General features: G+C 34.8%; 21 protein-coding genes. 9 read left to right on the top strand and 12 right to left on the bottom strand.

Annotated features, from left to right (window positions below):
- The first annotated feature begins 97 nt into the window (after positions 1–97).
- The gene (locus tag A4F88_RS00105; RefSeq protein WP_068840516.1) at positions 98–1150 is read left to right on the top strand and encodes a glycoside hydrolase family 130 protein; all 1053 of its coding nucleotides are present in this window, start codon (positions 98–100) and stop codon (positions 1148–1150) included.
- A gap of 43 nt (positions 1151–1193) precedes the next feature.
- On the opposite strand, the gene A4F88_RS00100 is transcribed toward A4F88_RS00105, so the two are convergent.
- Positions 1194–3581: an outer membrane beta-barrel family protein gene (locus A4F88_RS00100; RefSeq protein ID WP_068840515.1), complete on the bottom strand. Its 2388-nt coding sequence runs from the start codon at positions 3579–3581 to the stop codon at positions 1194–1196.
- Positions 3582–3721: 140 nt separating this feature from the next.
- Between A4F88_RS00100 and A4F88_RS00095 the strand changes: the two genes are divergently transcribed.
- Both A4F88_RS00095 and A4F88_RS00090 read left to right on the top strand, forming a co-directional pair.
- Entirely contained in the window at positions 3722–4744 is a 1023-nt protein-coding gene (locus A4F88_RS00095) for a sensor histidine kinase (RefSeq protein WP_068840514.1), read from the top strand.
- A complete protein-coding gene (locus tag A4F88_RS00090; protein WP_068840513.1) occupies positions 4741–5433 on the top strand; it encodes a LytR/AlgR family response regulator transcription factor in 693 nt (230 codons plus the stop codon). Before A4F88_RS00095 ends, A4F88_RS00090 begins: the two co-directional genes overlap by 4 nt.
- Before the next feature lie 90 nt (positions 5434–5523).
- Here A4F88_RS00090 and A4F88_RS00085 read toward each other — a convergent pair whose 3' ends face one another.
- The 4 genes from A4F88_RS00085 to A4F88_RS00070 form a co-directional block, all read right to left on the bottom strand.
- The gene (locus A4F88_RS00085) at positions 5524–6972 is read right to left on the bottom strand and encodes a DUF1214 domain-containing protein (RefSeq protein ID WP_082815697.1); all 1449 of its coding nucleotides are present in this window, start codon (positions 6970–6972) and stop codon (positions 5524–5526) included.
- Positions 6973–7029: 57 nt separating this feature from the next.
- Positions 7030–7269, bottom strand: coding sequence for a hypothetical protein (locus tag A4F88_RS00080; protein WP_068840512.1), 240 nt, complete (start codon positions 7267–7269; stop codon positions 7030–7032).
- A 128-nt stretch (positions 7270–7397) separates the two neighbouring features.
- Positions 7398–8888 (bottom strand): DUF1254 domain-containing protein, encoded by a 1491-nt coding sequence (locus tag A4F88_RS00075; protein ID WP_068840511.1) that lies wholly within the window; start codon positions 8886–8888, stop codon positions 7398–7400.
- Between the two features lie 189 nt (positions 8889–9077).
- Positions 9078–9509: a hypothetical protein gene (locus tag A4F88_RS00070; protein ID WP_068840510.1), complete on the bottom strand. Its 432-nt coding sequence runs from the start codon at positions 9507–9509 to the stop codon at positions 9078–9080.
- Between the two features lie 350 nt (positions 9510–9859).
- Here A4F88_RS00070 and A4F88_RS00065 point away from each other — a divergent pair, with 350 nt between their 5' ends.
- The 3 genes from A4F88_RS00065 (at position 9860) to A4F88_RS00055 (ending at position 10915) form a co-directional block, all read left to right on the top strand.
- Positions 9860–10081 carry a hypothetical protein gene (locus tag A4F88_RS00065; protein WP_068840509.1) on the top strand — a complete coding sequence of 74 codons (222 nt, stop codon included), beginning with the start codon at positions 9860–9862 and terminating at the stop codon, positions 10079–10081.
- A gap of 65 nt (positions 10082–10146) precedes the next feature.
- The gene (locus A4F88_RS00060) at positions 10147–10380 is read left to right on the top strand and encodes a hypothetical protein (RefSeq protein WP_068840508.1); all 234 of its coding nucleotides are present in this window, start codon (positions 10147–10149) and stop codon (positions 10378–10380) included.
- Between the two features lie 52 nt (positions 10381–10432).
- Positions 10433–10915 (top strand): hypothetical protein, encoded by a 483-nt coding sequence (locus A4F88_RS00055; protein WP_068840507.1) that lies wholly within the window; start codon positions 10433–10435, stop codon positions 10913–10915.
- Positions 10916–10937: 22 nt separating this feature from the next.
- Here the strand turns inward: A4F88_RS00055 and A4F88_RS00050 are convergent, their stop codons facing one another.
- Entirely contained in the window at positions 10938–12011 is a 1074-nt protein-coding gene (locus tag A4F88_RS00050) for an NAD(P)H-dependent flavin oxidoreductase (protein ID WP_068840506.1), read from the bottom strand.
- 176 nt (positions 12012–12187) lie between these two features.
- Here A4F88_RS00050 and A4F88_RS00045 point away from each other — a divergent pair, with 176 nt between their 5' ends.
- The gene (locus A4F88_RS00045) at positions 12188–12583 is read left to right on the top strand and encodes a DoxX family protein (protein WP_068840505.1); all 396 of its coding nucleotides are present in this window, start codon (positions 12188–12190) and stop codon (positions 12581–12583) included.
- Positions 12584–12806: 223 nt separating this feature from the next.
- Here the strand turns inward: A4F88_RS00045 and A4F88_RS00040 are convergent, their stop codons facing one another.
- From A4F88_RS00040 to A4F88_RS00015, 6 genes are all read right to left on the bottom strand, one after another.
- Positions 12807–13574 (bottom strand): LytR/AlgR family response regulator transcription factor, encoded by a 768-nt coding sequence (locus A4F88_RS00040; RefSeq protein ID WP_068840504.1) that lies wholly within the window; start codon positions 13572–13574, stop codon positions 12807–12809.
- Complete coding sequence (locus A4F88_RS00035) at positions 13555–14571, bottom strand: sensor histidine kinase (RefSeq protein WP_068840503.1); 1017 nt, start codon at positions 14569–14571, stop codon at positions 13555–13557. The genes A4F88_RS00040 and A4F88_RS00035 overlap by 20 nt, the downstream gene beginning before the upstream one ends.
- A gap of 311 nt (positions 14572–14882) precedes the next feature.
- Complete coding sequence (locus A4F88_RS00030; protein ID WP_068840502.1) at positions 14883–15617, bottom strand: DUF1223 domain-containing protein; 735 nt, start codon at positions 15615–15617, stop codon at positions 14883–14885.
- Positions 15618–15860: 243 nt separating this feature from the next.
- Positions 15861–16271 (bottom strand): organic hydroperoxide resistance protein, encoded by a 411-nt coding sequence (locus tag A4F88_RS00025; RefSeq protein WP_068840501.1) that lies wholly within the window; start codon positions 16269–16271, stop codon positions 15861–15863.
- A 50-nt stretch (positions 16272–16321) separates the two neighbouring features.
- Entirely contained in the window at positions 16322–17317 is a 996-nt protein-coding gene (locus tag A4F88_RS00020) for an alpha/beta fold hydrolase (protein ID WP_068841410.1), read from the bottom strand.
- Between the two features lie 292 nt (positions 17318–17609).
- A complete protein-coding gene (locus A4F88_RS00015; RefSeq protein WP_068840500.1) occupies positions 17610–18023 on the bottom strand; it encodes a cupin domain-containing protein in 414 nt (137 codons plus the stop codon).
- A 364-nt stretch (positions 18024–18387) separates the two neighbouring features.
- Between A4F88_RS00015 and A4F88_RS00010 the strand changes: the two genes are divergently transcribed.
- The gene (locus tag A4F88_RS00010; RefSeq protein WP_068840499.1) at positions 18388–21780 is read left to right on the top strand and encodes an RHS repeat domain-containing protein; all 3393 of its coding nucleotides are present in this window, start codon (positions 18388–18390) and stop codon (positions 21778–21780) included.
- Positions 21781–21792: 12 nt separating this feature from the next.
- The coding region (locus A4F88_RS25645; protein ID WP_245178975.1) for a DUF6443 domain-containing protein at positions 21793–24399 on the top strand (2607 nt) is incomplete at its 3' end.

The following is a 24399-nucleotide window of genomic DNA, read 5'->3' as shown; positions in this document are numbered from 1 at the left end:
TGAAAATTTTATAATGATCCATTTTTATTATATAAAACTGATTTCTAAAAATTCACGTTCTTTATAGTACGTTTACCTCAACCTCAACAATTTTATTATGAGCGACATTGCCCGCAGATTTCCGGAAAACCCATTATTAATGCCAAAAGATTTGCAATCCAGTACAAGCGATTTGCAAATTATTAGTCTTTTAAATCCCGGCGCTTTTTTCTTTGAGCAAAAAATATGGCTTTTGGTACGTGTTGCCGAGAGTATTGCTCAAAAGGAAGGTGTTATTTTTTTTCCGGTAATTAATGCTTTAGGCAAAGTCGAAATCATAGAACTGCCGCTAAACGATCCGGACCTAATTGCAACAGATGCAAGAGTGGTTACTTATAAAGGCTTGGATTATCTCACTACGTTATCGCATCTTCGGCTGGTTTGCAGTGATGACGGAATTCATTTTTATGAACCTGAGTCTTCTTCTCTACTCATGGGTTCTGGAATTCTGGAACAATTTGGTATCGAAGATTGCCGTGTTTCTAAAATCGAAGATACTTTTTATCTGACTTATACGGCAGTTTCAGAAAATGGTGTTGGCGTTGGATTGCGAACTACCAAAGACTGGAAAAACTTTGAATCAAAGGGAATGATTTTGCCGCCGCATAATAAGGATTGTGCCCTTTTTGAAGAAAAAATTAATGGAAAATTCTACGCATTACATCGTCCGTCAAGTCCGCAGATTGGTGGAAATTTTATCTGGCTTGCTGAATCTCCTGACGGAATTTACTGGGGAAATCATAAATGCATCATTAAATCCCGTCCCGGATTATGGGACAGTGCACGGGTTGGTGCCGGAGCCGCTCCTATTAAAACAGATCAGGGCTGGCTGGAAATCTATCATGGGGCAAATGCAGAACATCAATATTGCCTGGGCGCTTTTTTAATGGATCTTAATGATCCTTCGATTATAATTTCACGAACTATAGAACCCATCATGATGCCTCAGGAAAATTATGAACTAAGCGGATTTTTTGGTTATGTTGTTTTTACAAACGGTCATATTGTAGAAGGCGATAAACTTACTGTATATTATGGTGCAGCAGACGAATTTGTTTGTGGTGCCCATTTTTCGATCAGAGAAATTTTATCGGCATTACAACCCTTATAATTAAAAAGCCTGTAATGATTACAGGCTTATTAATATCTCACGATTACCTTACTCTGTTTCTTTCATCCTCATTACCAAAATCTCTTTGTTTGGATTTCAAATTGGCATTTCCGAATTTATAGCTTAATGAAATTCTGAAAGCTCTGGTGTCGCTGTAACTTTGTATGCTGTTTTTTATTCCGTTAGAATAATACGTAATTAAAGGTTTTTGGGCATTTAATACATCTTCTGCAATCAGGGTAACCGAAAGATTTTTATGGAATGATAAAACTTTAAATGACAGGTCTAAAATATTTAAAGTCGAAATATTAAAAATCTGATAACGTCCCGCCAATTGTAAACCATAATTTACGCCAACAAATATTGTTTTGGACTGGTTTAAGGTAAAATCATTATTACTGTAAAAATAGCCATTGTACCCATCAACCGATTCAATGAAATTAGTCTTAGATGTTACATTTTGATAGTTAACATTAAATCCTGTGAAGCTGTTCCAACGCGAAAACTTATTAAAGTTATAATAGGTCGAAAATCCAATCTGGTACGTATTTGCATAGTTTAAAGGTGTGCTTCTGGTAATATTGGTTACAGGATCTACAATGGATAATTCCTGTCCGAAATCTGAAACTTTAGAAAAATAAACTGAGTTGACCCACTTTTGATTACGGGTATAAGAAAACTCTAAATTATCAATAAGTGAAGGTTTTAAATACGGGTTTCCTTCTGAATAATAAAACGGACTGGTTCTGATAACAAAAGGATTCAGATATTCAAAATCCGGTCTTCTGATTCTTTTACTGTAATTTAACGACAGTGAATTATTATCATTTGGTACATAGGTTATATAAGCTGTTGGAAACAATTGTATGTAATGATTTGTATTGGTTTGATTGAGATTTTCTGAATAGCCTTTGGTTTGTGTGGCTTCTGCCCTTAAACCAAGCTGTGTTTCCCATTTTGCATTTATTTTTTTACTTCCTGAAAAATAAACTGCTTCGTTGTATTCTTTATAATTAAAAATATTAGACTGATTTGTATTTAAAACGGGAGCTCCGGTTTCATTATCAAACACCGTCAGATTATTGCGGGTATTGTTGTAAAAAGCTTTACCGCCAAAACTTAAGTTCGCCCATTTGTTTGGTAACGAAACATCTATTTTTGCCGAGTAACTATTAACTTCATTTATATTTGTGTTGGTAGACGAAAAAAAGGTATTGGGAATTTTGTTTTGGTTGCTGTCTAGTTCATTTCCTGCAAAAAAGCGATAATCTTTTTTAAGATAATTAAAATAATCAAAATCAACCGAGATGTTTTTGCCCACAGAATCTAATGTAAAAGTGTGATTCCAGTTTAGCGAATTCATTCTGGGTTTATTATTGGTATTTACATCAGACCTGATATAAGAATCTATGGTTCCGTTTTCAGTATTAAATCTTGTGGTAAGCGGAGTATTAGTCGCATCACGATCTGTAAAACTGCCCAGATATTTTATGCCTGTCGACCATTTGTTTGTTATTTTATAATCAATACCCAATCCTAAACTTAATAAATCACTTTCGGATGTGTTTTTGATTTCCTGTTTCCAAAGTTCTTTTGGGTAGTAAATTTTGCTTTCAGAATTGGTCTGAAATTTTTCTTTTCCTTTATTTACAGATGCCTGAACAGCTAATTTCTCATAGTTATAATTAAAAAGTCCCTGTATATTTCCGCTGGCATAGATTCTTTGTGTATATGAAGTTCCAATGTTTGCGTTCCACGAGTTCATTTTAGCCACTTTCAGTTTGATATTGATAATACCGCTATTTCCTTCGGCTTCATATTTAGCCGGTGGCGTAGTAATCACTTCGATACTTTTGATATGATCTGCCGGAATTGATTTTAAAAATACGGCAAGGTCATCCGGAGACATTCTTTGTAAGCGATCGTCTATTAAAACCAAAACAGCACCTTTTCCCACAATAGAAACATTATCGTTCTGCACCCGTACTGTTGGTGTAGTTTTTAGTGCGTCTAAAGCGGTTCCTCCTGTTGCAGCAGTCGAATTTTCTACATTAAATACCAATCTGTCTACTTTTTGCTCTACGATTTTTTTTCTTGTCGTTACAGCAACACCTTCAAGTTGTATGGATTCTTTTATTTCAAGGGTTCCAAGATCAATATCATGATTCAGCTGTATTTCTTTATTTAAAAATTCAACACCAAATTGCTCAATGATCAGGCGATAATTTTCTTTTACTGCCTGAATTTTAAAATTCCCTAAACTGTCTGTCGAAGCCTGCGATATTACTTTATTGTCTTTTAATAAACTGGCTACAACAAATTCAACAGGCGATTTACTTTGATTGACAATTTTTCCTTTTAATAAAAATTGCTGACTCATGGCATGTGTCTGGTATAAGAATACGGCAAGTAAAAAAATAGTGTTTTTCATGTTTTAATAAATTAATTACAGCGCAAAACTGTAAGAAATAAATAGCTTACACTACTTTTATCGACAAACCCCTCCCATTAATCTACAAACCCTGTTTATTGCTTTTTAATGAATCTGTATCTTTGAAAAAAATCCAAAACATGTATAAAGGAACATTATCCAAAAAAACAGAAGGTCTTATTCATCTTATTTATTGGCTGCTTTTAGCTTATTTTACTTTTGTAAAAAACCCAATGCAATTACAGTTTTTTGTTCCTGATATGTTTTTTATCACCTATGTTATTGTATTTATAATCACGTTTTACTTTCATTACTTTGTGGTGATGAAAAGGGTTTTTAAGGTTTTTAAATGGAAATTCTTTTTTGTGGGAGTGATGGTTTCGTATTTAGTTTTTACGATACTTCGCTGGTTTACAGAACAGGTAATTACAAAGATTTTATTTGAACGGGTAAACTATACCAATTTTAATCCTCTGAATTATATGATGGATAATTTGCAGTATAGCAGTAAGGCAATTATCCTGAGTTCGCTGCTTTGGTTTGTGATTTATTTTATCCGTCTTTTAGAGTACAACCAGATTATTCTGGAAGAGAATAAAAACACCGAAATCAAATTTTTAAAAGCCCAGATTAATCCGCATTTTATTTTTAATACACTTAATAATATCTATTCGATGGTTTATTTTCAATCGGACAAATCATTGGCTGCAATTGAAAAACTGAGTCAGATTATGCGTTTTACCACTTACGAATCTCAAAAGGAAAAAATTAAACTGGCCGATGAAATAGATTATATCAAAGCTTATATCGAACTGGAACAATTGCGACATCAGGATAATGCTTTTGTTGATTTGCATGTTGAAACTGTAAATCTTACCGAAGAAGTTCCGCCTTATATTTTATCTCCATTGGTCGAAAATGCATTAAAACATGGCGTAACATCAAATGATAAACCTATTGTTATTGATTTAAAGATACTAGACAACCAGCTCAATTTTAAAGTAACAAACCATATTGGGGTTCAAAAAAAAGATAAACTGGGCGGAATTGGCCTGGATAATTTACGAAAACGATTAGAGATTTATTATCCGCAAAAACATTATTTAACCCTTACCAACCAAAACAATCAGTTTAATGCCGAAATTCAAATAGACTTAAAATGAAGAATAAAATAAATTGTATTATCCTCGACGATGAACCGCTGGCTGTCAAACTTATCGCCGATTATGCATCAAAAATTCCAAAACTAAATGTTCTGTATGCAGATTGTGATGTCTATAAAGCCATTGAAGTGTTGAATACGGAAACGGTCGATTTGATTTTTATTGACATTCAGATGCCACAGCTTACAGGAATTGAATTTATGCAGATGTTTAATCAAAAACATAATTTTATTATTACTTCTGCTTATCCGGAATATGCTCTGGATGTGTTTCAGTTTCATGTAATTGATTATTTGCTAAAACCAATCACATTCAGTCGTTTTTATCAAAGTATAGAGAAATTTACACGCTGGCAGGAAACGTTTCAAAATCAGGAAACAGATCAGTTTATAGTCGTAAAAGCAGATCGCAAATTGTATAAGATTGCCAATGCCACTATTTTATATATCGAAGGTTTAAAAGATTATATCCGTATTCATACCAATACAGAAAAAATAATGGTGCTGGAAAACATGAAAGACATATTAGAGAAACTTCCTCCAAATCAGTTTATACGTATTCATCGTTCGTACATTATTCCTCAAAACAAAATAAAAATTATTGAGGGAAATCAGATTCATATGATCAACGGAGAATCTTTTCCTATTGGCGAAACCTATCGAAAATTTGTAAGCGAGTGGCTCAATTAAAGGAAGTGGTTTTATTTTTAAAACATAAGATCTCACCATCAAAATTACGTTTGATGGTGAGATCTTTTTTTAAGTGCAGCTGTAAATGCGCTACTTTATTTTTTCTAAATCATTGAGCTTCCAGCTATGATCGTATAAGTTGGGTGTTGGTCCGTAAAAGCGGGCCAGTATTTCAAACTTTCCTTTGGGATCTGTTGGTATCCAATTTGATTCACCGCTTGCAGGCGGAGTTGGTCCAAAATAAAGATCGACCGAACCATCTGTATTTTTCTTAAGTCCCGGTGTTTGGGAGGAGCGTCCTGCCCACTTTTGATTGCGTATAAACGTGTGGGTTTCACGATTGTAAACTGTCATCGACCAATACTGTTTTACAGGAACATTTGCCGGAACATTTACTTTATAAGAGTTGTTTCCGTCCAGAGCATTTCCGTCTTTATCTAGAATTTGTAACAAATAGAATTGTGATTCACCAAGATGTTTTGCACTAAAAAAGGCGATCATATATATCATTCCCCTGTTATCAATTGGATAAGAATCAGGCACTTTGTACATCGCTTTTACATTTCCTGCAAATTCTTCGGTAGCCGGAAAAATCCAATGTGTATCCTTAAAAAATACAGGTGTTTCTTCATAAATATAATTCAGCCACGATCTGGCAGCCTTTACAGCAGATGTCAGTATTTCTTTGGTGCGTTCATCGGGATTAAATGCTTTTCCTCTTACTATACCAATTGTTTTGAGCGGATCGATCATGGCACGATCTCTTTCGATCCAGGGTTCTGTCTGGATGATTTCGTTTAATGTTGCATAAAAGCTAGAGTCATACACAATGTTCGATTCATAGACCTTATCACTGGCATCTACAAAAACGGTAGCAGGATTTTTTGAGGCTTCGCTTAACGGATATAACTTAACTCTTTTAGCGTAGGCTACGGCTGTTGCCACATCTGCTGCGCTACCGCTTTTTAATACAGAACGCAGCAATGCATAACCGCGATAGGTATCTGACTGTAACGGAATATAACCTGTTGGGATTTTACTTTTATCATAACCCGGAGGTAAAATAAGGTATTTTCCGCCTTTTCCTTTATCTACTCCGCCTGGGCCTACATCATCAAGGGCATTTTGCCAAAAGGTCATTATACTGCCATTAAAAACACCACTATCTACCGGTGGTATTTCAAGTACTACCGGTCCTGTTTTCTCGGTATTAAAAAAAGGCATCAGATAAATTACATCCGGATTTGGTGTAAGGGTCTGATTTTTCCAGTCTAATAATTTAGGCCAGATCACGATCTGATTGTAATCGCCGTTAAACTTTTTCAGCTCGTCAAACATTAATTGATAATTAACTGCCGGAATGCCCCAAATCGCGGCATCAACAGCACGCTGATACAAAATTTGTTCTTTAATATTAGCGGGTTTAAATGCTGTACCCTCAACATTTGTTTCAGCTGTTTTTTCAGGGTTTGTTGTTTTTGACTGATTGCAGGCTGTAAGCAGCAACACAGGTAAAAAATATAGGAAAAACTTTTTCATAATCAATTTATTACTGGTTATACCTTGAATGGATCTCATTTTATAAAAGAAAATCAGTTACGTATTTCTAACCATATAAAACAAGATTTCTTCTTCTAATTCTTTTGCTAAATTTTCGCATTCTAACTGATGCCGAAAATTTTTTTCATGTTTTTTTTTATAATTCTCAGCATTTGCAATACTGGAACAATAATCGTCACAAATTGTCCTGAATCGTTCATCTTGTTGATACATAGCTTTCATAGATTCAAAATACTCGGCAAATTTTACGTTATATAATTCATCTGGTAGTGACATAATTTCTACGTTTTAAGAGTATGATTCCGTTAACAATTTCCTTCTCTTTTTTTGTACCATTGTTAATACACTTTTACAAAAAATAAAAATCAGGATCGATATATCAAAAAATAGTATTTGTAAAATGTCTAATTTACCTCTTCAAAATCACCCGGTTTCCAGCTTCCGTTAAATGCCGCAGTTTCTGGTCCGTAAATTCTAAAATAGACAAACCAGCCTTTTCCCGGAATTGTTTTAATCCATTGTCCTTCTTTTCCAGCCGGTGCTTTTGGTCCAAAGTATAAATCAACACTTTTACCTCCTATTTTATCTTTTAGCTCAAACATAGATCGCAAAGCTGCTTTATTTTGATCTGTTGCGACCTGACTTCTGGTATTGGCATCATAAACGGTAACAGACCAGAATAGTTTTGCCGGAACAGGAGTTGGTACAGTTAGTTTGTACGTTTTAGCGCCATCAACATATTTTCCGTTAGCATCTTTAAGTCCGAGCCAGTATAATGATCCGCCTCCTTCTTTTCTTCTAAACATCGACGGAGAAGCTCCAATTGCCTGATAAAACCAGGTTTCGCGGCCATCAAGGTCTACATAACTTGTTGAATTAAAATCGCCATCTTCAAATCGAAGTGCTACCCACTCCCACTGACGGTCTTTCCAGACAACACGATCCGGACGACGGTCTGCAAAAGATTGTACCCGCATTTGGGCATTGGCAATTTTAGCTGCTTTTTCGAGTATTTCTTTCATTCGTGTATCTGGTTTAAAAGGCTTTCCTTTTATGATTCCCAATACGGCAAGTTCTCCGTAATAATTTCTGTAACCATCATAAGCAGGTTCACGTTGTATGGCATCATTTAAATTTTCCCAGTATTTGATATTGGTTTCCCATGCCAGAGGTGTACTATTTTGGTGTTTATCTGTAAAATCAAGCCAGGTTGGTTCTTTCCAGTCTGCAGATTTGTTTAAGGGATAAACTTTTACTGTTTTAATGCGTTCCATTGCAGCTTTTACATCACCGCCAACAGGAAGCGAACGCACTCCAACAGTAAGATTATCTGATGAGGATTTCCAGACATGATAACCAGAGGCAGGAACAGTGCCTTTGTAATTTGGCGGAAGCAGCAGGTGTTTGCCTCCATTTCCGGCATCCGGACCCGGAATTCCCATATCGGCTACCCAGCGTTGGTTAACATCCATTGCCACCACAATAAGCGGACCTTTAGGAATATCTATTACCATAGGACCTTTAGACAAATCAATTAAGATTGGTCCATAAGGTGTGTCAGAATTCAGCGTATATCCAATTTGGGATGGTTTAGTATCTAATGTACCAAACGAAGTATTGGGTTTGACATTGATACTGTCATTTCCTTTAACCATTGCTTCTCCTGAAACCGTTGGATAGAAAAATTTATAAGCTTGTACAGCACGACTGAGATCAGCATCGTCATAAGCTTTTTTAATAGTGGCTTCTGTTGGATAACCACCTACAAATTCATATCCGTCTGCATTCGAAACGGATTTTGTGGTATCAATACTACCCTCTTTTTCTCCTTCTTTTTTACAGCCACCAGTGACAGCAAGAGAAAATATGCACAAGTAAAAAAATAGTTTTTTCATGATTTTGATTTAGATTGTTGTACGTAGAAAACAGTATCTAAATTATGCATGATTTAGCATCTTATCTTATTAATAATGTGCGAATTACGTTTCATATTATAAGTTGCAACCAAGTTGTAAAATGCACACTTCTTTATTTTGTATAAACAGGAGCAAAAAAAAGATACCATTTGGAGGTATCTTCTTTTTTTAAATATTTTTTTTTGATTTTTTTAATGGTTTGTATTTCAACCAATATTCTATAATCGTGCTGATCACTTCTTTGAACTTTGTATAGTCATACGGTTTAATAAAGTGACTTTGTGTGGGAACAGAATAAGGATCAATTACAAAACTTTGTTCAAACAAGGTGGTAAAAAAGAGATACGGACAATTGAATATCATCTCAACTTTGTCTATATTGGGTTCTACGATTTTGTAGTTCATTACATTTAATAAGGTAATATCTGAAAATACAAGAAACGGACTGATTTCATGTCTGAGTAAATATTTACATGCCGTATCAGCATCATTAAAATAAATAATCTGATTGGCATAATTCAATTCTGAAAAAACTTCTATAAATAACTTACGATCTCCCTGCTTGTTTTCTATTATGATAATAGGTCCTTTTTTATTCATAATCGTTTCATTTATAATTTGTACTATTTATTTTAGACCAATAATTATTGTTTTGAGCGGTTAAAACTTCTACACAAATATTTGAATTTTACACGCTAAAAAACTTACAAAATGATAATTTCAGATTATATAATTTTCACTCTGGAATTCTATTCAGACATTTTATACACTAAATCTTTAAAATTTAAAAACACTTATTTATCACAAAACAATTTGATTTACTGATAATTATATAATGAGAAATTAAAATATTATAATCGGATTATTCTTTTTTTAATATAAATTTGAATGAAAATACTCATAAATAGATTTATCGAAAAAATCCCGTCTAACCATTTAAAATTATTTATATGAACACTTTAGATCAAAACGACAAAACGATTTACAACGCTATTAGATTCTCTGAAGGAAATGACAATTATGAAGAGGAATATGAGGATGAAAATGATATAACCGAAAACGAAGATCAGGATGATTATGATGAAGATATTGACGAAAATGACCTTGACGATGATCTTATAGAACATTATGACGAGAACGATCGTGAAATAGACAATTATGCTACAGATTAATTAAAAAAGTACAAAATGGAATCCGTAAGATTTTACATTTTGTGAAACTCTAAAACTTAGAAATCATGGGAAATATATTCAATCCAAAAACAAAGGAAAACACAGGTTATGGGGCAAAAGAGGAAATTACTCCTGTTTCTCCTGAAAAATTAATAATTGCCGCCAGCGGATCATTATTGGTTGGAGGCGCTTTAAAATTAGCAGGGAAACATAAAACAGCTTCTTTAATAAGCAAATTTGCATTGCCTTTATTAGCACTTGGCTGTTATAGAAAATTTACCTCAAACGATGCCATATAAAATGAATTAAAACTTTTCTTTCTGCTTATGCGATTTTAAATCTATTAAAATTATGGATTTTTACACTTTCATACAGCTTTTAATAGTTTCTATTACAGCAACATCTGCAATGACCGCTTTTAGTTATGCGGCTTCCGGAAAATTTCAGGAACTGTACAAAGAACCTGTTTTACTTTCTTATATGCTTAAGATATTCAAAGTAAAATTACCCGGACAGTCTAAAACAACCTGGGGCTGGATCGTTCATTTTCTTATAGGTTACTGGTTTGTCATTGTTTATTACTGGCTCTGGATAACTGATATTTTACCCATATCGCTTTTAAGCGCTTTACTATTGGGTGCATTAAGCGGTATCATTGGTATTTTGGGCTGGATGCTTATTTTTAAACTCAGCAGCGATCAGCCCAAAATTAATTTTAAACGCTATTATTTTCAATTATTTATAGCTCATATCATTTTTGCCATTGTAGCAACCGCTATTTACTTCATTTCTTTGACCATTTTGATATTGGCAAAAGCGTATATCACGCTCTAATTGCCATTAAAAAAGGACGGTATTATTTGTAATAAAGGGCTGTTTCTTCGATTAAGGAATCCATTAATTCTAAGGCTTTGGTATGTTTTAAAATAGGTGAAATTTGTCCGCCCCAAAATAAAATCATATCCCATTTTTCCTGATCAATCGCTGCTTTCCGTAATGGGGCAATAAATGTAGTCTGAAGCGGAAATGGCAGAATATGATCTTCTTTGCCGAGAATTTCTTTAGCAACCCTGCTTGTCAGTCCACGCCCGAGTCTTCCTGTAAAAGCCCGGGATAAAGTGGTGTATTTTGCAGCATCAGAAAACAGCATTTCCCTGTGAACGGGTAAAGCATTTGATTCGTCACAGGCTAAAAATGCCGTACCAATCTGAGCAGCATCGGCACCCAGAGTCAGCGCTGCGGCAATACCTTTTCCGGTAGCGATTCCGCCTGCTGCGATAATAGGCGTTTTTACTTTTTCTTTAATCAATTGCAGTAAAACAAAAGTTCCGGTTAAAGAAGATTCTGAATCTTTTAAAAACGAAGGACGGTGTCCGCCAGCTTCAAATCCCGAAGCGATAATCATATCTACTCCTTTACTATCGAGAAAAATAGCTTCGTCTAAAGTTGTTGCAGCACCCACTGTAACTATCCCGGATCTGCGGCATTGTTCGAGAACATCATCTGAAGGAACGCCAAACATAAAACTAAACACTTTGGGCTTAACGTCTAAAATTACTTCTAACTGATTCTCAAATCTGGATTGAAATGGTCCCGGTTTTTCCGGTAACGGAATCCCGGCTTCATCAAAATATGGTTTAAAAACGGCTTTGGCTTTGTTAAACTGCTCGTCTGTAAGACCCGTTTCCGGAATATCATGATCAGATACCCAAAGATTAATATTATAGGGTTTATTGGTAGCGGCTTTTATTTGTTTATCAACTTCAAAAATTTCCTGCGGACTCATTGTATAAGCACCATAACCACCTAATCCGCCTGCATTAGAAACGGCTGCTGTAAGTGCTACTGTAGATAAATTTCCGCCAAAAGGCCCTAGCAAAATTGGATATTGAATGCCTAATATATCTTTAGCTTTTGTATTGTACCACATTATAAAATAGATTTTTTATGTTTCGAAAAGTCTTTTTTTGTAAAGTTATAAAATCAAATGAACTTATAGATTGTCTATTTCAGATTTCAATTTGTCCGGTTCACCTAAATATGCATATGAAACCTATCGTTATTGCCGCAATTTTGTCCTGTTTAACAACTTAAAATTTTAAAATCATGAATGCAAAAACAACAAAAATTATTTATTGGACAGGAATTACATTAACTTCTTTATGGTTTGGTGCCAGCGGATTTTTTGAACTTACAACCAACAAACTGGTTTGGCAAATTACCCAACAACTGGGTTATCCGGCTCATTTTATTTACATTCTTGGTGTAATGAAAATCTCCGGAGTAATTACCTTATTGATTCCCAATAAGCTATTACGATTAAAAGAATGGGTATTTGCGGGTGTATTTTTTGATATTCTATTTGCTTTCTTTTCAAAACTGGTTGTTCTGGGATTTCCTGCCACAATCGATGCTATTGTAGCTTTTGTTATGGTAAGTGTTACTTATGCAATGTTTAGAAAGCTTTATACTGCAACTTATACGGTAAGAGTTTCAGAGTAAAACTAATGACTTACTTATAATCCTAAAGCCACGAAAAGCGCAAAGAAAATTAATCTTTGCGCTTTCGTGCTTTTACTTTTTATTGCGGCTAAACATTATGCGTGCTATTTAACTCTGTTATTCAAAAATCGTTGCTGCTTTTAGATGTAGTTTTTACTCTACATTAATTATAGTATTTGTTCTACAGTTTAATTCTAACTATGCGCTGTTAAAATCTAAAAATTTATCTGTTCTCAAGCCAGCTTAAAAATGCTGTTGCTTTTTCTTTTCCTATCAATAGTTTCTCCTCTGTTGGAATAGTCAGTTTAAGGATTAATTTTCGGGAGAAATAATGTTCTGCCTCTCTTATAGCCGAAAAATTGACGAGATATTGTCTGTTGATTCTAAAAAACTGAATTGGCGATAAGAGCTTATGAACTTCATCAAGCGATTGTGTAATCTGATATTCTGTTTTATCAAAAGTAACAATGGTTGGAGTTTCGTTTTTGATGTAGAAGAAAGCAATATTCTCAGTTAGAATCGTTTGGTATTTATTGTTTTTAAAAACCAAAAAGCTACTTTTACCTTTGTTTTCACCTGTTCTGGTTAAGAGATAATCAAAATCAGGGAGCATTTTTTTATTTCTTTGAAAGAAGTTTTTCAATTCGCCTGCTTTTTTTATTGCCTGCGAAATGCTTTCTCTCGAAAAAGGTTTTAGGACATAATCGATTCCGTTCGATTTGAAAGCTTCAATGGCATAATCATCAAAAGCGGTACAAAAAATTACAGGCGACAGCACCTCAACGTTTTTAAAAATTTCAAAACACAATCCGTCTGCGAGCTGAATATCCATAAAAATCAAATCCGGCTGATCGTTTTCTAAAAGATAACTCACCGCGCCGTCTATACTTTGAATATACGACAAAATTTGAGCATCTGGTCTGATACTCAAAATAAGCTGACCAAGTGCTTTGGCCGTTTTTACTTCATCTTCAATTATTATGATCGTCATAAATGAGTGGTATTTTTACTTTAAAAAGGGTTTCGGTTTTATCAATTTCAATTTCTTTGTGAACCAAATGCATAAAACGCTGATTGATATTATTTAATCCAACTCCGGTGGATAAAGTGCCTCGCTTGAGCTGAATGGGATTTTCGATTACCAGAAAATTATTTTCGGTATATAATTTAATTTTTAAAGGTTTATCAAGCGAAACGACATTGTGTTTGATGCAATTTTCGATAAGTAATTGCAGAGAAAAAGGCGGAATCACACAGTCGTATTGTTTTTCGTCTATTTCTTTCAGGACTTCAAATCCGTCTTCAAAACGGGCTTTTAGCAGATAGCTATACGAATCTAAAATTTGTAATTCTTCTTTTAGCGGAATCAAATCCATTTTTCGGCTTTCGAGCGTGAATCGGTAAAAATCAGATAATTTCAGGATAAAATCAGAACTCTGCGGATCCTGCATATCGACCATTGATTTTAAGGTATTGAGACTGTTAAATAAAAAATGTGGGTTTACCTGTTGTTTCAGCAATTCGTATTGTGCTCCCAGATGTACGGCTTTTGTACGTTCGAGCTCTACTCCCATTTGCTGGGTCTGATAATTCTGAAATAGTAAATGCAAAAACATATAGACGATCAGATTGATCAAAACTCCGCGAAGTTCAAACATAATTGGTGCATCCATTTTCGAAACCTGAAAAAGTTCCTGATGTGCGATTACAAGTATCACCATGAGTAAAATTCCCAGAACAACACTCAGTAAAAGCTTCCAGTTAAAAAGGCTTTTATTAGTATGTTGCGATGAGAATTTGGGTAAACTGTAAATGTTGTAATACCAGATAAAAAGCGAAAACAGCAGTGTAATCGAAGAGTTTATAATGATGTCGCCAGGTGTAGAACCGGAATCGAATAGTTTGGGAATCGAAGCCAGAATTGCCAGTGCAATCGAACTTCCCCAAATTACTTTGGGCGAAACCTGAAAACGTTTTACTTTTTTCATAATTGTATCAGTTTTTTATCCTGATTGTCAAAGATAAGTTTATTTTGAAAAAATGGAGATTTGTTGTTCATAGGAACTTAAAATTTTCATGCAGATTTAAAAAGATAGGAACCTGGTTTTTCTTTTCGGGTAAAGACGTTTCAGCTGATTAAAACCAACATATACTAACGTATTTCGAGCAACGAGAAATCTCTAAGAAATACGCTGTAAAAATGGATGACATTCTGTACGACGTTACTTGCGAAGATTTCTCGTTTCCCGAAATGACAAATATGACGATGTACTCTCTTTAAATCTGCATGAAACAAAAATTACGCTCTTTTTACTTCTAAAATTGCCCCGGAATTCATGTCCTGAATAAATCCAATAATTTCAAAATCTTTTGAGTTGTAATCTTTAGGAAGATGAACCGATGTTATACCTTTTTTGATTTTGTTCAAATCAACCGACTGCAAATGACGAACGATTTGATAATGTGATAAAACTCTATTGGCGTTCTCTCCTCTTTTTACATTGCTTTTTGCTTCTTTTTGAACGACTGCAATAAACAAACGACTGTTTTTTGAGATAGTTTCGACAGCATAATTTACAGCAAGATTTTCTCCGTTTTGAGTACTTTCTAAGTTTAAACTTGCTGATCCTGATTTTGAAAGGGCAGTTCTGATTCCGTTTCTCAGACTTGTTTCCTGAGATCCTATATAATCTATTTTCCCGTTAATGATTACTTGTGGCGTGTAGACAGGGTCTTTGCCCATATATCTGGCATAATCGTACTGTCTTTTGGTATAATCAACATTACTAAAAATATCTTTCCAGCCTTGTTTATCCCAATAATCAACATGATACGATAAAACATATACATTGTTTTCTTTTTGTTCTTTTTGAATTTTACCCAACAATTCATCTGCTGGCGGACAACTCGAACAACCTTCGGAAGTATATAATTCTAAAAGGGCAAAACCTTTTTTATCCTGATTGTTTTGACTAAAAATGATGTTTCCGGATAAGAAAAACAGCATTATAAAAGTCGTTACTATATTTTTCATGTTTTTGAAGTGAAAGATTTGTGAATTGTGAATTGTGAACTGTGAGTTGTGAACTGTGAATTGTGAGTTATGGGTTATGAATCAAGTATTAAAAGGAACAAATCAAATAATGTATGCTACCCGATACATAAGCCATTAACCTTTATTAACATACAACATTTAACATTTAACATATAACATTTAACATATAACATTTAACATACAACATTTAACATTTAACATATAACTCATAACTCATAACTATTATAAAATAGTAATCTCAACGTTTATATTTCCTCTTGTTGCTTTTGAGTACGGACAAGTCTGATGTGCCTGTGCAGCCAAATTTTCTGCAGTTTGGGTATCAATGCCCGGAAGACTGATGTTTAAGCGTGCCTGCAAAGAATATTCGCCTTCGGTTACACATAAATCTACTTCGGCATCGACCGCAGTTTCTGCCGGAAGTCTTACTCCTAGTTTTGAAGCGGCAATTCCTAACGCCCCTATAAAACAAGCCGACCAGCCTGCAGCAAATAACTGCTCGGGATTTGTTCCCGGACGTGATGATCCCGGCGAACTTAGCTTAATATTCAATTGCTCATCTGAACTTTGAGAAGCTCCTTCTCTACCACCTGTTGTATGTGTTTTTCCTGTGTATAATACTGTTGTTTTCATGATTTTAATTTTTAGATATTAGATTATTTTTAATTTTTAATTCCTGATTTTTAATTCTTAAAGCCGTCTACATCAATTATCGCCTGAGCAAATGCTTTCGGGTCTTCTTGCGGAACATTGTGTCCTATTGCTTTCAGGATTCGGTGGGCATATTTTCCGGTAAATTTGCTGGCGTATGCTTTTCCATCTGCAAAAGCGCCGTCAAAATCGCTGCCAATTGTAATGGTGGGTACTTTTATTTCCGGTTTTTCGGCAAGACGTTTCTCAAGATTATCATATTTAGCTTCTCCTGCTTCCAGAGATTGTCTCCATCTGTAATTGTGAATTACGATTGCGACATGATCCGGATTGTTAAAAGACTGAGCAGTTTGATCGTAAGTTGTTTTGTCGAAATTCCATAACGGCGAAGCGATTTGCCAGATTTGTTTATTGAATTCGTAAGTATTTTGGCTGTAGCCGAGTTTCCCTCTTTCGGTAGCAAAATAATACTGATACCACCAACCTAATTCAGCTTTTGGAGGCAATGGTTTTAAATTGGCTTCAAGATTGACCACCAAATAACCACTTACCGAAACCAGGCCTTTTACACGTTCCGGCCAAAGTGCTGCTGTAACTACCGCTGTTCTGGCACCCCAATCGAAACCGCCAATTATAGCTTTATCAATTTTTAGCGCATCCATAAAAGCAATAAGATCACTTGCCAAAGCTGCCTGTTGTCCGTTTCTGAAAGTATCTTTTGACAGGAAAGTTGTAGTTCCAAAACCTCTTAAATACGGCGTAAAAACATGATATCCTTTTGAAACTAAAACGGGTACCACTTCATTGTAACTGTGAATATCATAAGGCCATCCGTGAAGCAAAATTACCGGAGTTCCTGTTGACGGACCTGCTTCTGTATATCCTACATTTAATAAACCGGCATTGATTTGTTTTAAAGTCCCAAGCGGACTATTTTGTGCATGCATTGAAGCTGCATGTACTAAAAGAAAAGCAATTAAGAGTATTGCATTTGTAAAACTGTTTTTAATTTTCAAGATCGTTTTCATATTTTTTAATGTTTTTATTAGTTGATTATCAGTTAATTTCCTCGTCAAAGGTATCTTGACTATCCGCGTTTTAAAAGGCAAAAAAAGGTGAAGCGGACAATGTAAAAGGTGAAACGGACAATGTGTAGGTTGTGAATGGTGAGAGGTGAAATGTGTGGTATTTAACCGTAAGATTCACGAAATTTTATCTACATATAACTTTGTGCTTTTTACGTTTTTACAAAAACCTACAAGCAAAAAACTTTGTATCCTTTGCGGTTCAATTATTCGCATTTCAACCTGAAATCTGAAATTACTTTTTCATAACCAGAACCGGTTTTCCTTTTTCGACTATATATGTCGCCAGTTCAGATGCTTTAAAATTGGTATTATTTTTCGCCGAGTGAATTTTACCTGCCGGAATAAAAAGTACTTCTCCGGCTTTTAGTGTTACGGGAATTTCGCCTTCTATTTCATACTCCAGCGAACCTTCGAGTACATAAATAATTTCTTCGCCGGGATGAGAGTGTTTTCCGAAAGCAGTATGTCCGTCAAAATCAATTCGAGCCTGAACGGTTTCTCTTCCTAGAATACTCAGATCATGTTTTTGTAAATCGGTACAATTAATTCCGTTTTGGGCTGCAATCTGATTTGGTATTAAAAAGGCAATAATCCCCAAAATGATTATAGCAATGATCACCCATGTTTTTTGTTTTTTAGTTTCCATAACTTTTGACTTTAAAATGATTTTTACTGGTTAATTTCTTTGTCAAAAGTATATCGATACTGTTTCTTAAGAAATCAGAAAACAGTTCAAATGGACGAAGTTTGGGGGGAAGTGGACAATACTTAAATTTAAGTGGAAAAGAGGATTTAAAATTTAAAAACTCTTACTAATAAAGCATCTAAAGTTATTTTCGGGTTTTCACTAAGTTCTTCCCACAACTATTATTATATAGATTTAGATACAAAAAACCATTGTTAACAATAAAGATTTTTTTTGTTAATATCATTCTTTCTCTTTTGCTAAATCTAAAAAAACTTATTACTATCATTGTGCTCTATTCTTACAAAAAAAATTAAATTTTAATATGTATTACACTTCTCGTTTAAAGCTAATTCTGATTATTCTTTTAATTCCTTTCTCAATTCAATCTCAAATAACTAAAGATTTGCCCAACTATTTTCCGGTAAGTCCAAATGCCGCTTCCTTTGCAAAACAAGGCTTATATCCTGTTGATTATTCTACAGGAAAACTAAATGTCAGTGTTCCTATTTATACTATCAAAACTAAAGAATTAACTGTGCCTATTTCTTTAAATTACAATACTTCAGGAATACAGTTAAACGAAACGGCATCGTGGGTGGGGCTTGGTTGGAATTTAAATGCTGGTGGTGCAATTGTACGTAATACTAAAGGGCGTCCTGATGGCTCATTAGGCTCACAAAGTAACTGGAAACCAATTCCTGCTTTATCTTCAAATTTTGCTTTTACTAAAGAAAATTACAGAGCTCTTTATGATATGCAAAAAGGAGAAAGAGATTCTGCTCCTGATGAATACGTTGTTAATGCCCCTGGATTATCCGGTTCATTTTATTTTGATCAAAATGATTCCTATAAAGCATATTTTAGAGATTTTCAAAATACAAAAGTGAAAATAATTTCAAATACAGAAATTGAAATCACTAAAGATGACGGTACTATATATAAATTTGGTAAAAACTTACAAGGTATTGACGTTCTCGAAATAACATCAAATCCCTCAGAATTAGTTCAGTCTTTGGGAATGGATTTTATTTCTGCCTGGTATCTTACAGAAATAATTTCTGCTAATGGCAAAGAAAAAATAGCATTTCAGTATAAATCAATAAATAGTGCTGATTATCCTGTAATAACTAGTGAAAGATTAGATTTTGACAGTCCTACAACTTTTTTAATCAGACCAAATTATCCTACTGGAAACGGTTATCTTGCTCCAATACAAAAGCAGTTTTTACAGACTATAACTTTTCCTAATGGAAAAGTTGATTTTATATCTACCCTGGACAGACAAGACTTAGCTGATGACTATAAGTTAAATGCAATTGAAATAAGTTCAGTGCAAAATAATCAAAATACTTCAATTCAAAAATATAGTTTTTCCTATGATTACTATTCCAGAAGTGGCGGTCAGGCTTTTTCAACTTCTTATACAGATCCTTTAGCCAACAATGCAAGAATACAAAATAGTAAAGTTTATGCTTTACGATTAAAAGAAGTTCTTAATAACAAAACAAATACAAAATATAGTTTTCAATATAACTCATCTCCAATATTTAGAAGAGGAACCACAAGCCAGGATTATTGGGGATATATGAACGGTAATACCGGTTCGTTAATGCCTCCAACTACAATACCTATAAAAGCTATTACCTCCTACCCTGACATAACTTTTGGTAATGGTAATAGAGCCGGAGATGAAAATATTATGAAATCAGGTATTTTAGAAAAAATAACATACCCGGAAGGAGGGTATAGTGTTTTTGAATATGAAGCTAACAGATATATTAAAAACATAACTTCAACCACTGCAGTTGACAGATCATTAACTGTAAGGGCTGATGGAACGGGAAATAACTGTAATGTTCATTATGGCGAAGATACTGTTGTAGTAGGCCCTAATTATATACTCGGTAGCGGTAAAATATTTTATTATATTTCTCCTGCTAAAAATGAAAATGGTCCAAATTCATATGTAAAATATGGTAATACAACTATTTACAGGCTTAACTATGATTCTGGTTTACAACAATACCCAACGTCGTCCGGAACAATTAATAATATAGATGTTTCAGGAATTGTTTTGAAAGCTGCTGATTTCAGAAGTGGAGTTACTGGCCCTACTGGTTGTCCGTTTTTAAATATTACGGCTTCATGGAAAGAAGCTACAGGAACGATTGTAACTCCTACAACTATTTTTGTTGGAGGTTTAAGAATAAAATCGATTAAAAATTATCTCCCTGGAGCCACTTTACCAGAAACTCAAAAACAATACGTTTATGAACAGGAGAATTTAATTGCCCCGGAAGGTGCGGGAACCTATAAAAGAGGAATTATTGAAACTCAAAATCAAAGCATTGTAAAGCCAATATGTTCTTCTTCTACAATATATAACAATAACATTGGTGGCGGACCTGGCATGACATATGGTAAAGTTACCGAAATAGATATTAATAAAGACACGGCAATCAAAAACGGAAAAATTGAATACTTTTATGAAAACATTCCTGCTCTTAGAGAAATCGATTTTTTTCCGACTATATATAAACATCCGCAATATAATGATACTTCAATACAATTTTCTAATGGTTTAGTTCCTTTTGCAACACAAATTTCTGATTTTGCCTATTACAAAAATGATACATGGAATTATGGCTCACTAATAAAAACTAAATATTATAAAAATGATACCTCAAATACTTTCAAAATAGTTAAAAACATTGATAATACTTATCAAAAACTGATTGAAAAGAAAATACCTTATGATATAGTTTTTAGTATTTTTGAGCCGCCTTTTGATCCTGGAAACAACTATGTTTTTCCAACAACCCCTTATGATCAAAGTGGGGATTTTTACAGTTATCAATTTTTCTATTTTACTGGCAGTACCACATTTGGAAAAAAAGTTCTTACAAGTACCATAGAAACAGATTATGATGTTAATGAAGCACCTACGACTCAAAAAACAACTAATTATGGTTATGAAAATCCCGCACATTATCAGCTAACAAAAACAGAAACTTTTAATAGTAAAAATGAAGTTTTAAGAACACAGCTTAGCTATCCTCAGGATTTGGTTTCAACTGGTCAGACTGCCGAAATGCAGAAATTGATAACTCAAAACAAAATTGATAAGCCGGTCAAAACGGAAACTTTTGTCAATAATGTTCAAACATCGGAGTCCATAACTAAATATGAAGAAAGTTCTGCTACAGGAAATGTTCTTTTGCCTAAAGAAATTCATTCCTCAAAAGGAGCTGTCGAAACTTTTCCGTTTGATAATAGTAATCGAAAAGTAAATTTCGTTTTATATGATTCTGATTTAGTGAGTGGTGTTTCTGTAGGTAATGGAAATGTTATCGAATATTCGCTGGAAAATGGTACACCTGTTTCTATCATTTGGGGCTATAATAAAACTCAGCCCATAGCCAAAATAGAAAATGCAACTTATAGTGAAGTTTCTTCATATGTAGTCAATCTGCAAGATAAATCAAATACAGCAACAGAGACAGAGTTAATCAATGCTCTGAATTCTTTAAGAACTGCCTTGCCAAATGCTATGATCACGACCTACACTTATATTCCACTGGTGGGAGTAAGCACCATAACAGATCCTAAAGGAGATAAAATAACTTATACCTATGATTCCTTTGGAAGACTTGAATTTGTGAAAGACAAAAACAACAATATCCTTTCTCAAAACCAGTACAATTACAAACAATAAACCAAAAGCACCATGAAAAATATACTAAAACTACTTTTGGTTTTGTTTCCTGTTATGGTAATAGGGCAAACCACAACCCAAAATTATATTAAAACCACCACTTATAAAGTAGCTACTCCTACTGTTATTGTTTCTCCTACTGCCACTCAGGCAGCACAAAATGTAACTTATTTTGACGGGTTGGGAAGGCCTGTTCAGCAAATTGCAGGACAGCAGTCTTCTTCAGGCAAAGATATCGTTACCCATATCAAATACGATGGTTTTGGAAGACAGACACAAGAATACCTGCCATTTAAAGCCGAAACCTCTGCCATGGATTTTGATCCAATTGCAGAAGCACATGTTTCTTCTTACTATGCCAATCCAAATCCTGTTAGTAACGGAAATCCTGCTATGGAAGCCACCAGCTATCCTTACAGTCAAAAAGAGCTAGAGTCCTCTCCTCTTAACCGTGTCCTGAAACAGGCTGCTCCGGGAGACGCCTGGTATTCCGGTTCTGGTCATGAAATAAAAATGGATTATCAGACCAATGGTCTGGAAGAAGTAAAACTCTTCACGGCTAATACATCGTGGAATGCAACAGCGGGATTATATGCGATTTCACTTTTAAACAGCGGTTATTACCTTCCTAATCAGCTTTACAAAACCATTACTTATGATGAAAATACTGTAGCTCCCCTATCTGAAAATAACGGATCAACTGTAGAATTCAAAAACAAAGAAGGACAGGTTGTATTAAAAAGAACTTATGGCACTGTAGGGGCCGGAACGGTTAACGAAAAACACGATACGTATTACATCTATGATATTTACGGAAACCTTACTTATGTTATCCCTCCAAAAGCGGTAGATCTTATTGGGGCAACCACAAACATACAGGCAGATGTAACCTCCACTGCTGTAGTAAGTCCGGGAACTGCTTTAAATCTTACGGCTACTAATTCTATTCGATTACTCCCGGGTTTTAACGCTCAGACCGGAAGCACTTTTAGTGCTGTTATTGACAATGGAACCCAGGGTATTTTAGATATTTTATGTTACCAGTACAAATACGATTACCGCAACAGGCTGGTAGAGAAAAAACTTCCGGGCAAACAATGGGAATTTATTGTTTATGATAAACTGGACCGTCCTGTGGCTACAGGTCCGGCCAATGCTCCTTTTTCGGATTTAACTTCTGCAGGATGGATCATTACCAAGTATGATGCTTTTAATCGTCCAGTATATACCGGATGGATGAATGCTACAGAACCAACTGCTGCCGGAAGAACTGCTCTGCAGGCTGCTCAGAACAGTACTGCCCTGAATGTACTTAACGAAAGTAAACAAACCAGCGGAACCCTTGACGGTATTGCAGCATATTACAGTAATGTAGTAGCCCCAACATCTTTCAGGCTGTTGACCGTTAATTATTATGATAACTATACCTTTCCCAGTACACCGGCTATTACCATTCCGGCAAGTGTAGAAGGACAAGCTACCTTAACTACAGATCAGGTGAAAGGTCTGCCAACAGCTTCCTGGACCAGAATACTGACTACCAGCGGCAGTACAGCGGGGGAAACTTCGGCTACTTTTTATGAAGCAAAAGCAAGACCGGTACGTACTTATATGCAAAACTTTATAGGAGGTTATACCTATACAGACAGTAAACTGGATGCTTTTTCAGGACAATTGCAATACAGCATTACCCGACACAAAAGAAGCAACGCTGATCCTGAACTGATTACCAAAGATGCTTTTACTTACTCACCACAAGACCGTTTATTGACACAAACACACCAGATCAATGGCGGTAATATTGAAACCATCACAAGTAATACTTATGATGAACTGGGACAGCTTATCTCTAAAAAAACAGGAAACAATACTCAGAATGTCAATTATACTTATAACATCCGTGGGTGGATGACGGCAATCAACAATATAAATGCGCTGAATCAGGGCAGCGACCCTAAAGATTTATTTGCTTTTAAGATTAACTACAACACTACTGCTTCGGGAATCAGTAATGTAAAACCATTGTATAACGGAAACATTTCTGAAACTTATTGGGCAACCAATTCAGATAATGGTGTTGTAAGGGCTTATGGCTATAAATACGACAATCTGAACCGATTAAAGGAAGGGGTTTATAAAAACGGATCTGTACTAAATGCCTATAATGAAAATTTATGGTATGATAAAAACGGAAATATCACCGCACTTACCCGTAACGGAACCAGTGAAACAGTTAAAGTAATTGATGATCTGGTATACACATATGCCAATAACAATACTGCCAACCAGCTTTTAAAAGTGGTAGACAACAGCAACAAATCATTAGGTTTTGTAGACAGTGCTTCAAACACTGTCGATGATTATGCTTATGATGCCAATGGTAATATGACCAAAGACAATAATAAAAACATCACCTCTATTGTTTACAATCACCTGAATCTGCCTACTCAAATTACCTTTGCAACTACTGGTAATATTGTGTATATTTACAATGCTGCAGGACAAAAAGTACAGAAAATTGTAAACCGAAGCGGGGTTTCACCAGTAACGACAGATTATTTGGGCGGATATCAGTATGAAAATGGTATTTTAAAGTTTTTCCCAACAACAGAGGGTTAT

The organism is Flavobacterium chilense (assembly GCF_001602525.1).
Taxonomy (GTDB): domain Bacteria; phylum Bacteroidota; class Bacteroidia; order Flavobacteriales; family Flavobacteriaceae; genus Flavobacterium; species Flavobacterium chilense.
This window is presented reverse-complemented; position numbering and strand designations above follow the sequence as displayed.

Coding starts and splice junctions, on each gene's coding strand:
- A4F88_RS00105 (WP_068840516.1), top strand. CDS start 98: ATGAGCGACATTGCCCGCAGATTTCCGGAAAACCCATTATTAATGCCA.
- A4F88_RS00070 (WP_068840510.1), bottom strand. CDS start 9,509: ATGAATAAAAAAGGACCTATTATCATAATAGAAAACAAGCAGGGAGAT.
- A4F88_RS00055 (WP_068840507.1), top strand. CDS start 10,433: ATGGATTTTTACACTTTCATACAGCTTTTAATAGTTTCTATTACAGCA.
- A4F88_RS00040 (WP_068840504.1), bottom strand. CDS start 13,574: ATGACGATCATAATAATTGAAGATGAAGTAAAAACGGCCAAAGCACTT.
- A4F88_RS00100 (WP_068840515.1), bottom strand. CDS start 3,581: ATGAAAAACACTATTTTTTTACTTGCCGTATTCTTATACCAGACACAT.
- A4F88_RS00080 (WP_068840512.1), bottom strand. CDS start 7,269: ATGTCACTACCAGATGAATTATATAACGTAAAATTTGCCGAGTATTTT.
- A4F88_RS00035 (WP_068840503.1), bottom strand. CDS start 14,571: ATGAAAAAAGTAAAACGTTTTCAGGTTTCGCCCAAAGTAATTTGGGGA.
- A4F88_RS00025 (WP_068840501.1), bottom strand. CDS start 16,271: ATGAAAACAACAGTATTATACACAGGAAAAACACATACAACAGGTGGT.
- A4F88_RS00010 (WP_068840499.1), top strand. CDS start 18,388: ATGTATTACACTTCTCGTTTAAAGCTAATTCTGATTATTCTTTTAATT.
- A4F88_RS00085 (WP_082815697.1), bottom strand. CDS start 6,972: ATGAAAAAGTTTTTCCTATATTTTTTACCTGTGTTGCTGCTTACAGCC.
- A4F88_RS00030 (WP_068840502.1), bottom strand. CDS start 15,617: ATGAAAAATATAGTAACGACTTTTATAATGCTGTTTTTCTTATCCGGA.
- A4F88_RS00090 (WP_068840513.1), top strand. CDS start 4,741: ATGAAGAATAAAATAAATTGTATTATCCTCGACGATGAACCGCTGGCT.
- A4F88_RS00065 (WP_068840509.1), top strand. CDS start 9,860: ATGAACACTTTAGATCAAAACGACAAAACGATTTACAACGCTATTAGA.
- A4F88_RS00045 (WP_068840505.1), top strand. CDS start 12,188: ATGAATGCAAAAACAACAAAAATTATTTATTGGACAGGAATTACATTA.
- A4F88_RS00095 (WP_068840514.1), top strand. CDS start 3,722: ATGTATAAAGGAACATTATCCAAAAAAACAGAAGGTCTTATTCATCTT.
- A4F88_RS00015 (WP_068840500.1), bottom strand. CDS start 18,023: ATGGAAACTAAAAAACAAAAAACATGGGTGATCATTGCTATAATCATT.
- A4F88_RS00050 (WP_068840506.1), bottom strand. CDS start 12,011: ATGTGGTACAATACAAAAGCTAAAGATATATTAGGCATTCAATATCCA.
- A4F88_RS00075 (WP_068840511.1), bottom strand. CDS start 8,888: ATGAAAAAACTATTTTTTTACTTGTGCATATTTTCTCTTGCTGTCACT.
- A4F88_RS00060 (WP_068840508.1), top strand. CDS start 10,147: ATGGGAAATATATTCAATCCAAAAACAAAGGAAAACACAGGTTATGGG.
- A4F88_RS00020 (WP_068841410.1), bottom strand. CDS start 17,317: ATGAAAACGATCTTGAAAATTAAAAACAGTTTTACAAATGCAATACTC.